General features: G+C 30.9%; 8 protein-coding genes, 1 pseudogene and 1 other annotated feature. Of the genes and pseudogenes, 5 read left to right on the forward strand and 4 right to left on the reverse strand.

All coding sequences use genetic code 11. The features are described 5' to 3' along the window. Positions 1-193: 193 nt before the first annotated feature. Together typA and B5X81_RS26320 are read left to right on the forward strand one after the other, a co-directional pair. Positions 194-2,005, forward strand: coding sequence for a translational GTPase TypA (gene typA, locus B5X81_RS26315; protein ID WP_079495997.1), 1,812 nt, complete (start codon positions 194-196; stop codon positions 2,003-2,005). 324 nt (positions 2,006-2,329) lie between these two features. Beyond that, positions 2,330-3,265, forward strand: a complete 936-nt coding sequence (locus B5X81_RS26320; RefSeq protein ID WP_079495998.1) for a M15 family metallopeptidase — start codon at positions 2,330-2,332, stop codon at positions 3,263-3,265. A 96-nt stretch (positions 3,266-3,361) separates the two neighbouring features. Here B5X81_RS26320 and B5X81_RS26325 read toward each other — a convergent pair whose 3' ends face one another. From B5X81_RS26325 to argC, 3 genes are all read right to left on the reverse strand, one after another. Next, positions 3,362-4,603, reverse strand: a complete 1,242-nt coding sequence (locus tag B5X81_RS26325; RefSeq protein ID WP_079495999.1) for a DUF401 family protein — start codon at positions 4,601-4,603, stop codon at positions 3,362-3,364. A 324-nt stretch (positions 4,604-4,927) separates the two neighbouring features. After that, a complete protein-coding gene (gene argJ / locus B5X81_RS26330) occupies positions 4,928-6,142 on the reverse strand; it encodes a bifunctional ornithine acetyltransferase/N-acetylglutamate synthase (RefSeq protein ID WP_079496000.1) in 1,215 nt (404 codons plus the stop codon). Positions 6,143-6,192: 50 nt separating this feature from the next. Next, on the reverse strand, positions 6,193-7,227 hold the full coding sequence (gene argC / locus B5X81_RS26335) for an N-acetyl-gamma-glutamyl-phosphate reductase (protein ID WP_079496001.1): 1,035 nt from the start codon (positions 7,225-7,227) through the stop codon (positions 6,193-6,195). 606 nt (positions 7,228-7,833) lie between these two features. On the opposite strand from argC, the gene B5X81_RS26340 reads away from it, so the two are divergent. The 3 genes from B5X81_RS26340 (at position 7,834) to aspS (ending at position 11,347) form a co-directional block, all read left to right on the forward strand. Continuing rightward, positions 7,834-9,093 (forward strand): ammonium transporter, encoded by a 1,260-nt coding sequence (locus tag B5X81_RS26340; RefSeq protein ID WP_079496002.1) that lies wholly within the window; start codon positions 7,834-7,836, stop codon positions 9,091-9,093. Positions 9,094-9,168: 75 nt separating this feature from the next. Next, on the forward strand, positions 9,169-9,531 hold the full coding sequence (locus B5X81_RS26345) for a P-II family nitrogen regulator (protein WP_079496003.1): 363 nt from the start codon (positions 9,169-9,171) through the stop codon (positions 9,529-9,531). A gap of 128 nt (positions 9,532-9,659) precedes the next feature. After that, positions 9,660-9,939: a binding site (T-box leader), on the forward strand. Between the two features lie 115 nt (positions 9,940-10,054). Next, positions 10,055-11,347 carry an aspartate--tRNA(Asn) ligase gene (aspS, locus tag B5X81_RS26350; RefSeq protein ID WP_079496004.1) on the forward strand — a complete coding sequence of 431 codons (1,293 nt, stop codon included), beginning with the start codon at positions 10,055-10,057 and terminating at the stop codon, positions 11,345-11,347. 121 nt (positions 11,348-11,468) lie between these two features. Here aspS and B5X81_RS27985 read toward each other — a convergent pair. After that, positions 11,469-11,684 (reverse strand): annotated as a pseudogene (locus B5X81_RS27985) (IS110 family transposase); the annotation flags it as partial.

The raw sequence follows: 11,684 nt of genomic DNA on the forward strand, positions 1-11,684 counted from the left end.
CAATTATCCAATTGTTTAAAATAATAATTGTGCAATTATCTCATATATATAACTTTATATTAAAATTCATAATTTTCAATATATATCTTTTAAATTTATGTAAATTTTGTATTTTACATAATATTAATTGATTAAATTCAAAATAAGGTGTACTATTATAGAAGCGAAAAAATTGAAAGGATAGATACTATATATGGAAAAGAAAAAAATAATAAATATTGCAGTGATAGCCCATGTAGATGCAGGGAAATCTACTTTGGTGGATGCATTACTCAGCCAAAGTGGAGTATTTAGAGAAAATCAAGAGGTTGTAGACTGTGTAATGGACAGCAATGACTTGGAAAGGGAACGTGGAATTACTATTTATTCCAAGAATTGCTCCATAGAATACAATGATGTGAAGATAAACATAGTTGATACTCCAGGCCATGCCGATTTTTCTTCAGAAGTAGAAAGGATTATAAAAACTGTGGATACAGCAATTCTTTTAGTCGATTCCAGTGAAGGTCCCATGCCTCAAACTAGATTTGTTCTAAAAAAAGCCCTTGAAAGAGGATTAAAACCTATACTATTTATAAATAAAATAGATAAGAATGACCAAAGAGCTGAAGAGGTTGTTGATATGACCTTTGATTTGTTTGCTGATTTAGATGCAAATGATGAACAACTAGATTTTCCAATTGTTTATGGTATTGCCAAGGATGGAATAGCAAAGAGAGAGATGGATGAAGACAGTGACAACCTAAAACCTCTATTTGAATTGCTATTAGAGCATGTTAATGCCTATCCAAATAAGGATAATGAAAACCTACAGCTTCAAATTTCTTCCCTTGCATATGATGATTATATAGGGAGACTAGGAATAGGAAGAATAACAAAAGGAACAATAAAAGCTGGTGAGCAGATAGCTATCTTTAAAAGAGATGGTAGTATAGGTAACGGAAAAATATCAAAATTATTCGTATATGAAGGCTTAAACAGAGTAGAGAAAAGTAAAGCTTATAGCGGTGATATAGTTGTAGTTGCAGGAATTGCAGACTTATCTATAGGAGAAACAATTTGCAACGTAGATAAGATAGATCCCCTTGAAATGATAGAAATTGAAGAACCAACATTGTCTATGAACTTTTTAGTTAATGATTCTCCCTTCTGCGGCAAAAGTGGAAAATACGTTACCACAAGACATATTAGAGCAAGACTTGAAAGAGAATTAGAGGTTAATGTTGGACTACGGGTAGAAGAACTTGAAAATTCTGATGGCTATAAGGTTTCTGGAAGAGGAGAGCTTCATTTATCAATTCTACTTGAGAATATGCGTAGAGAAGGCTATGAACTTTCAGTATCTAAGCCTGAGGTTTTAATGAAAAAAATAGATGGGAAATTACATGAACCTGTAGAAAGAGTAATAGCTTCTGTACCCGATGAATATTCAGGGACAATAATATCAAGGCTAAATCTTAGAAAAGGGATTATGGAATATATGGAATCAGAAAATGGATATACAAGGCTGGAATTTATAGTTCCAACTAGAGGATTGCTAGGATATCGAAGTCAGTTTATAAATGATACCCGAGGTGAGGGTTCTTTAGTGAGATCTTTTGAGAGATATGAACCCCATAAGGGTGATATTCCCAAAAGAAGTAATGGAGTGCTTATCTCACAAATAAATGGTTCTACCATGGCATATTCATTGTTTAACCTAAGTGAAAGGGCCAATATGTTTGTAGGTCCTGCCACAGATGTGTATGAAGGCATGATAATAGGCATGAACAGCAGAAAGGAAGATATGACAGTTAATCCCTGTAAAAACAAAAAGCTTACAAATACAAGGGCCTCAGGTAGTGATGATGCAATAAAACTTCTTTCGCCTAAAATTTTTACCCTGGAAGAAGCCCTTGAATTTATAGAAGATGATGAATTAGTGGAAATTACCCCCGATGCAATAAGACTTAGGAAAAAAATATTAAATGAAAATGATAGAGTTAAGGCAATGAGGAGATTGTAATAAGTATAAAAATTACTCAAATGAAATATGAAAACCTTCTAAATTTTATTTTAAAACAAAGAAATTTAGTTTGTTAGAATAACAATAAGGAATCATAGAAATTATTTCTATGGTTCTTTTTGTTTTTTATTTCAAATACTAAAAGTATGAATTAATTTTTGTTCTAGTTCCCATATCAGGGATTTTAATATTTCCTTTTCGTTCATGTAATAAACCCGTTTTTTTGTATAAACTTGAAGGAAAAAACAAGTTTATTAAAATCACTCAAATGAAATATTAAAATCCCTTAAATTAAAAATAAAAAAATAAGGATGATAATAGTCTATGAACAAAAAATTTATACTTATAATATTTATCTTTTTATTTATTATTACAGGATGTGTCCAAAGAGAATGGATACAAAATAATATTGTTAAAGGGATTAGTGATAACAGCTATGATGTGACAATGAAAAGAGATCTTTTATGTTTAATGATGGCTTACCCAGAGCATATAATAGATATAGAAAAGTCAAAAAATAATGAAGTATATATAGTCTTAAAATCAGGAAAGAAAATACTTTATGATGATAAAAGAAATAAAAATAATAATGAAAAATTGGTAAATCCAGATTTACAGGATATGATGGAGCAGCTATATCCTCTTGAAGATATAAATGGACTTGTGGATACCGATTTTAATCCCGGACGTATTAGGGTATATTCCTTGCTTAAAGAAGTTTATGGAAAATCAAGTGGACAGGTTGAGTCTAATCTTGAAAATGTAAAGATAGGCTATAAATACTATCCCTTCAATAAAGTAAATAAAGGCTCTAGTTCTTTAAAGAACGTTATGAAAGAGATTGCTGCAATAGCAGAAAATAAAGAAAATATTTATTCCTTTGTATATCCACCAAGTGGAACCTTTAATTATAGGTATATATCGGGAACAAACAGGCTGAGTCCCCATTCATTTGGAATTGCCGTTGATTTAAAAAGAGATAAAAGAGATTACTGGAAATGGGCATCCCGTGAGGAAGGAGAAAAGAGGCTAATATCCTATTCAAAGGATCTAGTAAGGGTCTTTGAAAAAAATAACTTTATTTGGGGTGGTAAATGGGGGCATTTTGATATACTCCATTTTGAATATAGACCAGAGCTAATACTAAAGGCCAGATATTTTTCAAAAAAGCCTGCCTTAGGTAATCCTTGGCATGATGGGATAAATTCATCAGATACAAATATAAAAAAGTATATTAGCATAATTAATGAGAAGCTATAGGCATAATCTATGGATTTATAACCTTAAAGAAGTCAGGAGGAAAATTGAAAAAGAAAGCTAAAGGTAAAATTTTAACTTTCTTTTTTAGAGGTATATCTACAAAATATTTATCAAATATATAATTATCATAGATAAATAAGTTAAGGGAAGTATATAAAGATAATTTTTATACAAATCCTTGAGTTTCACATCAAAATATTCTAAAGTAAGGACCTGACACATGTGAAGAGGGGATATGTAATAAAACATAAATCCACTTGTGTAAATAAACATAGCGTATAAAAGTTTTACATGGTCCGTAGGTGCTAAAGGTAAAATCATAGGAAAAAGTATAGCAATGCTTGGCTGGGTAGAAGCCAATGGAAAAGATATTAGACCGCATGATAATATTATTAATAGCTCTATAGGTATTCCTTTATCCAATAAATTATTTAAGAAGATAAACAACTCATCAAAATCATTCACCACATTTTTAAAAACCATAATACCTAGTATAGCTATTACCATAGGAGGCTTTAAGCCCTTATACATAGTTATAAAAACATTTTCATTTATTTTGTATTTATCATCCCTTGATTTATCGTATACATTTATTACAATAGCTGCAAAAACACCTATTACAAGGGAAAGATAAAAGGGCAAATCAAAAATAAAAACCCCAAATAAACTAATTAATATAGGAGATGAATATAAAGTAAATTTTCCAATTGTTTTTAAGTATTCCTTTAAATTTATTTTTTTAAGCTTTGGTTCATTATATTTTCTAAGATAAAAAAAGTAGCCCAATATATACATAACTACTGCAATAGGAAATTGAAGCTTAATAAAATCTAAAATATCAAATTCGCCTATTTCAGCAGCTAATATGATTGTTGGCGATAAAGGAAAGCAGAAATATAGGGCATGTCTAAAGATGAGATTTATTGATGCCCTTTTATCCTTAGAAATATCTAATTTATTTCCAAGAGCATCTACAACTGGACAAGACATCAATGCTCCCCCAGTAACCAATAAAGTACCAATGATTGCAGGTGCCATCAATATAGTTGTTCTTGCACTTCTAAGCATTTGCTCAAGGGATGTAATCATTCTATCTAGAATTAAATATTTTTCCATAAGATGCCCAAGAATTGTAATTAGGGCTATAGCAAGGGCCAGAGTAATTGTTGTAGATTCTGAAAAAGTTCTTAAAAATACGTTAAAAATATAACTTGCATTTCTTCCATTTAAAATTGATAGGAGAATAGCTCCTATCATTAAAGAATAACCTATATTTACCTTTCTACTGACTAAAAATAGTGTTACTACCATTGAAATGACTAAAGTTACTATTACCATTCTAATCCCCTTTTCTTTTTCTATTAATTTTTTCTAATAAAAACCAATACACTATATTTATATCATAATTTTACATTTAATAAAATATAAAGAAGAAAAAGTAGTTAAAAAACAATGGTAAAGGGGTTAGGTTTAAAATATAAAATTGTAATACATAATCCTAGATTATTCATAGAGAATTTTTAAAAATAAAGAGAGGAAAATAAAACAAGATACAGACTAAAAGGCTGCATCTTGTTAACTATAGATATGCAATTTCCTCAATTACATATCTATATGGTGAATTGATATTAAAATTTAATTTATATATTTACAATCATTCTTCTATGTCCTATAAGCTCCATTTATTTTCACATAATCATAACTTAAATCGCAGCCCCATGCTTTAGCGCTATATTTACCATCCTTTAAATCCACTATTATTTTAATATAGTCCTCTAAAAGAATTTTTTTTGCCAAATCTTCGTCGAAGGATAGACCCATACCATCTTTAACCAGTTGAATCTTACCATTTTCACCTTCAAAAAATATATTTACATATTCGGGGTTAAAATCACCTCCAGAGTAGCCCATTGAGCATAAAATTCTTCCCCAATTTGCATCGCCTCCAAAAAAGGCAGATTTAACAAGATTTGAAGTGATAATTGATTTGGCACATAGTTTGGCATCTTCCTTTGTCTTTGAACCGGATAAGTTTACTTCTATAAGCTTAGTGGCACCTTCTCCGTCCCCGGCAATCATCTTTGCAAGCTCAACAGTTACAATACCCAATGCCTTCTTGAATTTAATATAATTTTTATCTTCTAGATTTATAGTATTGTTATTTGCACTTTCATTTGCAAGAATTATTACCATATCATTTGTACTGGTGTCTCCATCAACGGAAATCATGTTAAAGGAATCCTTTACGCTGTGGCTTAATGCTTTCTGAAGCATTTTCTTAGATATTGAAGCATTGGTCAAAATAAAACCAAGCATCGTTGCCATATTGGGATGAATCATTCCAGAACCTTTGGCCATACCGCTTATAATAATATTTTTTCCATCAATAGTAAATTCTACAGAAACTGTTTTTGTAGATGAATCCGTAGTAAGTATACCTTCTGCTGCATGATCAAAACCATCATTAGATATTAAGGAAACACCCTTTGTTATACCGGGAATTATTTTATCCATAGGCATTGATACTCCAATTATTCCAGTGGATGCAACTAATACTTCATTAGAAGATAAATCCAGCTCTTTAGCCGTAGTTAATGTCATTTCCATGGCATCATCAAAGCCTTTTTTCCCGGTACATGCATTTGCATTACCACTGTTTATAACTATAGCTTGGGTATTTTCATTTTTAATATTTTCCATATTTATTTGAACCGGTGCAGCTTTCACCTTATTAGTTGTAAAAGTAGCAGCTGAGATGGCCTTTTTTTCACTATAGATTATACTTAAATCTTTCTTAGATTTATTTTTCTTTATGCCACAATGTAGACCAGCAGCCTTAAAACCGGGAACCGGTAAAAATTTATCATATTTAACCATATTATTGACTCCTTTCAAAATGTTTTTAAGGGGTATTTATATGCCTTTGTTTAGGGTATCATTGATGGAAAGTTCAGGCCTTCATATTCATCAAATCCACACATTATATTCATATTTTGCACTGCCTGACCTGCAGCGCCTTTAATTAAATTATCTATAGCTGAAACCACAATAATATTTCCTGTTCTTTTATCAAATCTAATACCTATATCACAAAAGTTAGAACCTTTAACCCATTTAGTTTCAGGAATATCTTCACTTACCCTTACAAAATAATCATTAGAATAAAACTCTTCATATATTTCTTGAATATTATCTAATGAAATACTTTTTGACAATTTTCCATAGCAGGTTGCAAGTATTCCTCTATTCATGGGAATAAGATGAGGAGTAAAAAGTACATTTACATTTTCATTATTTATATTTGAAAGCTCCTGTTCTATTTCAGGTGTATGCCTGTGCTTACCCACCTTATAAGCTTTAACAGATTCATTACATTCACAGAATAATGAAGAGGTATTTAAAGATCTTCCTGCTCCAGATACTCCTGACTTTGCGTCTATTATTATTGAGCTATTTTGTATCAAATTGTTTTTAAGTAGTGGAGCAATAGCCAATATACTGGCTGTAGGATAACAGCCGGGATTAGCAATTAGGCTTGCATTTTTAATGAGATTTCTATTTAATTCAGGTAAACCATAGACAGTATTTTTAAGGAGTTCTTTACCTTCATGGTTTAAACCATACCAGTCTTCATATATCTTATAGTTTTTTAATCTAAAGTCAGCACCCAAGTCTACTACTTTAATGCCTTTTAAAAGAAGGTCTTTAGCAATGTTCATGGATTTACCATGGGGTAGTGCAATAAATACAATATCTACTGAAGATAGATACTTATACATGTTCTGCATACTTATACATTTGGATTTGATAAAATCCCTATAATTTTTATAAATTGATGAATAAGTTTTGTCTGGATAACTATGGGAAACTAAAAAAGATACCTCTGTTTCTTTATGATTATTTAAAAACCAAAGGAGTTGTTGACCAGCATAACCTGTGGCTCCTATAACTCCAACCTTCATAAAATCACCACCTGAAATATAATTATTAGTAATAATTATACATATATATTAATAAAAATACAATGTTTTTTTAAAAATATTTTTAAATATCATGAAAAATAAATTTAATTAAGGAAATTGCATAATTACCTGTTGTGAAAACTAACTGCTACATATAGGTTTAAAATCTCTAGAGAAATACCATCAAAGTATATTCTATTTTAAATAACTAATATTAAAGATAATATTTACATATGCAATTTTGCAAATTGGAATTATGTAATTATCTCAATTGTTATAGATAAATCCAAGTACATGGTAGTATATTACAGAAAAAAATATATAAAAAAGTATTGAAAAAGAATATCATATGTGTTAATATTAAGAAAATTTAAAAAACAAAAATAGGCAAAGACGTCTACAATTAAGGAATGTAAATTTTCTTAATTCGTTGGCGTCTTTTTATTTATCATAATTTTTTAGAGGAAAACTGTAATAAAAACCACAAAAGTTATTAAAAATTATAGATTTAGGAAATTGCATAATTCTAACTTTGCTCGATTAAATATAAAACATGTACAGCTGGCATGATTTATATAGATATAAAAAATAAAGGGGAGATTTATTATGAATTATTCTATTGCAATTGATACTATATGGGTTTTAATAGCAACTGCTTTTGTATTTTTTATGCAGGCAGGGTTTGCCATGGTTGAAACTGGATTTACTAGAGCAAAAAATGCTGGTAACATCATTATGAAAAATTTAATGGATTTTTCTGTAGGATCTTTGATTTTCTGGCTTGCAGGATTCAGTATTATGTTTGGAATTGATACAGGAGGCTTTATTGGAAAAATAGATTTGATGTCTCTTGGAAGCTTTAATCATTTAGAATTAAGCATACCAAAGGAAGCATTTCTAATTTTTCAAACAGTTTTCTGTGCTACAGCAGCAACAATAGTATCTGGTGCAATGGCTGAGAGAACTAAGTTTCTATCGTATCTTCTTTATAGCTTTGTAATTAGTGGAATTATCTATCCTATTGTAGGACATTGGATATGGGGTGGAGGTTGGTTATCACAAATTGGGTTCCACGATTTTGCTGGATCTACGGTGGTACATTCATTAGGTGGTTGGGCAGCACTCGTTGGGGCATATATAATTGGACCACGTATAGGAAAGTATAATAAAAAAGGGAAACCAAATGTAATTAAAGGACATAGTCTTACCCTTGGAGCTCTAGGTGTATTTATATTGTGGTTTGGCTGGTTTGGATTCAATCCTGGTTCGACGTTGTCAGGTACAGATTTTACCAGTATTTCACATATATTTGTAACTACAAATTTATCTGCGGCAATTGCAGCAATTGTGGCAATGATTATTTCATGGATTAGATATGGAAAACCCGATGTCAGTATCACATTAAATGGTGCATTGGCAGGATTGGTAGCTATTACAGCTGGGTGTGATATAGTTTCTCCATTAGGAGCAGCCTTTATTGGTATAGGAGCTGGTATAGCTATTATATTCAGCATAGAATTTATTGATAGAGTCTTAAAAATAGATGACCCAGTTGGAGCTGTAGGGGTTCATGGTATTTGTGGCGCTCTTGGAACAATACTTGTAGGTATATTTGCTGTAGATGGAGGGCTTCTTTATGGAGATGGCATAGAATTATTAAAAGTTCAAATGTTGGGAGTTGGGGCAGTAGCACTCTGGACCCTAGTCACATCCTTTATATTATTCAAAATTATAAGTATAACTGTTGGATTAAGGGTAACCAAGGAAGAGGAAGAAGCAGGATTGGATAAAGAAGAACATGGGACTGAAAGCTATGCAGATTTTGAACCTAGATCTATATTTATTACCACTAATCTAAAACCATAGAAATTAAAATTCAAGGTATTAAATGTAAGTAAAAATATAAAATAAAGAGATATAAAATCCAAGGGAGGTAAGCCCATGAATCCTAAGATTACAAAAGTTGAAATTATAACAAGACCCAATAAATTCAGTGAATTAAAGGAAGCTTTAAACGATATTGGAGTACAGGGTATGACAGTAACTCAAGTCTCAGGATGTGGAGTTCAAAAAGGAGTTACGAAAAAATACAGAGGTATTCCTTACACTCCTGAATTATTACCTAAAATAAAAATTGAAACAGTTGTATCGGAGGTTCCAGTTGAAAAAGTAATTGAAGCTGCTAAAAAAGCTTGCTATACAGGAGAAATTGGAGATGGAAAAATATTTATATATGATGTGTCAAACGTAATAAGAATTAGAAATGGAGACGAAGGGAAAGTTGCCCTTGATAATGAAAGGTAAATAAGCTGTATATTTATGACATAAATTTCTATTAAATAAAATAAAAAAAACCTTGACATTAAAGGATAACCAATATATAATTTTTTACAATAAATTATAAATAAACAACATTAATAATTTTTAAAAAATTAAAGGCTATGATGAGAAGAGTAGATGCAAGATGGAGTTAAAGGGTACTTAAAATATTCCTAAAGCGAGCTGGTGATAGTGGGAGACCGGTACAAAGTCTGTATTGAATAACATCTCTGAGCTTCTAACCGAAATCAAATTTGAGAGTAGACTTAGACGGAGCCAAACCGTTATCTATTGGACAGTATCGAGTAAGAGTGAGATTTTATTCCGTACTGATTGAGTGAGCCGTTTAGCTAATAAGGGTGGTACCACGGAAGTAAACCTTTCGTCCCTATATCTTAGATATAGAGATGAAAGGTTTTTTTATTTAAATTAATTTACAAGATAAATGAAAATTAAAGCTCAGAGCATAATAAAGAATATAAAGATAAAATAGAAAGGAGCAATGTGAATGAAAAGAGTATTTGTATCACAAATTAAGAAAATGAAAGAAGAAAGTATTTTAGTAAAGGGCTGGATATATAAGATAAAAAGCTTTGGAAAGATTGCATTTGTTCTACTTAGGGATAAAACCGGTGTGATACAATTGGTTTTAGATGATGAAGGAATGATAGATAGTGTTAAGCTTGAAGCATCAGTAGAGGTAAAGGGAATTATTTCAAAAAATGAAAGGGCTCCTGGGGGAGTAGAAATACAAGTAAAGGAACTTAAAATTATTGGAAAAACATATTATGATTTATTACCCTTTAGTATAAATCAAAGAGAGATAGAAGCATCTTTAGAAACTCAGCTTGACCATAGATATATAAGTCTTAGAAGACCCGATAAAAGGGCTGTATTTAAAGTACAGGAAGAAATAGTGGAAGCCTTTAGAAAATATTTAAGAAAGCATGATTTTTCCGAGATTCATACACCTAAAATCATTGCATCAGGAACTGAAGGAGGTTCGGAGGTATTTACTGTAAATTATTTTGATAGAAGGGCATTTTTAGCACAAAGTCCTCAGTTTTACAAGCAGATGATGGTTGGTGCAGGATTTGAAGCTGTGTTTGAAATAGGCCATGCATATAGGGCAGAGCTTCATAACACTTGGAGGCATTTAAATGAATATGTGAGTTTGGATGTGGAAATGGGATTTATAGAAGATGAAAATGATTTAATGGATTTGGAAGAAGAATTCATGAAATTTCTATTTCAGTATTTAAGTGAAACCTGCAAAAAATATTTGGAAATCCTTAAAGTAAAGCTGCCTACAATAGAACATATACCTAGGGTTACCTTATCCGATGCCCAGAAAATATTACTTGAGAAATATAATAAAAAATCTCCTGTAGGGAATATAGACGCTGAAGGTGAAATTTTATTTTCTAGGTATATTAAAGATAAATATGATAGTGATTTTGTATTTTTGACTAAATATCCAGTATCAAAGCGGCCAATGTATACAATGCCCGATGATGAAAATAAAGGAATAACCAGGAGCTTTGATTTAATTTACAAGGGATTGGAAATAACCACGGGAGGCCAAAGAATACATGATTATGATATGCTAAAGGAGAACATGATAAAATTTGGTGTGAAGCCTAATGATTTTGGATTTTATTTAGAAAGCTTTAAATATGGAATGCCGCCCCATGGTGGATTTGCAATAGGTCTTGAAAGACTTACAATGAAGCTTTTAGATTTAGAAAATATTAGAGAGGCTAGCCTACTACCAAGGGATATGAGCAGAATAATGCCTTAGCAATCTGGTAATATGTCAAGATAATATTTTAAAAGAAAACAAAAGAAATGTTTAAAAAAGAGTAACCTTAATAGAACCTATGGTTTTTCACAAAAAAACAGGTTTAGGATAGGAAAATATTTTATTTAATCTCTCCAACTTTATCATTGGAGTAGATTTGATTTTTAGTCAGCAAGCTAAAAATCAGTCGTATTAATTTACGAGATGTAAGTGCGAGTGCTCTTTTATGCTGGTGAGTAGTTACTTCACCATATTTCTTGTAGTAATATTCTCTGTACTCAGGATTGCGGTTTTTAACACTGTTAGCAGACTCGATTAAGTAGTATCTAAGGTACTT

It is taken from the genome of Maledivibacter halophilus, from assembly GCF_900167445.1.
GTDB classification, from domain to species: Bacteria; Bacillota; Clostridia; order Peptostreptococcales; family Caminicellaceae; genus Maledivibacter; species Maledivibacter halophilus.

Excerpts from the sequence above, each read along its gene's own strand:
- B5X81_RS26325 (WP_079495999.1), bottom strand. The coding sequence starts at position 4,603 with ATGGTAATAGTAACTTTAGTCATTTCAATGGTAGTAACACTATTTTTA.
- typA (WP_079495997.1), top strand. The coding sequence starts at position 194 with ATGGAAAAGAAAAAAATAATAAATATTGCAGTGATAGCCCATGTAGAT.
- B5X81_RS26345 (WP_079496003.1), top strand. The coding sequence starts at position 9,169 with ATGAATCCTAAGATTACAAAAGTTGAAATTATAACAAGACCCAATAAA.
- B5X81_RS26340 (WP_079496002.1), top strand. The coding sequence starts at position 7,834 with ATGAATTATTCTATTGCAATTGATACTATATGGGTTTTAATAGCAACT.
- argJ (WP_079496000.1), bottom strand. The coding sequence starts at position 6,142 with ATGGTTAAATATGATAAATTTTTACCGGTTCCCGGTTTTAAGGCTGCT.
- B5X81_RS26320 (WP_079495998.1), top strand. The coding sequence starts at position 2,330 with ATGAACAAAAAATTTATACTTATAATATTTATCTTTTTATTTATTATT.
- aspS (WP_079496004.1), top strand. The coding sequence starts at position 10,055 with ATGAAAAGAGTATTTGTATCACAAATTAAGAAAATGAAAGAAGAAAGT.
- argC (WP_079496001.1), bottom strand. The coding sequence starts at position 7,227 with ATGAAGGTTGGAGTTATAGGAGCCACAGGTTATGCTGGTCAACAACTC.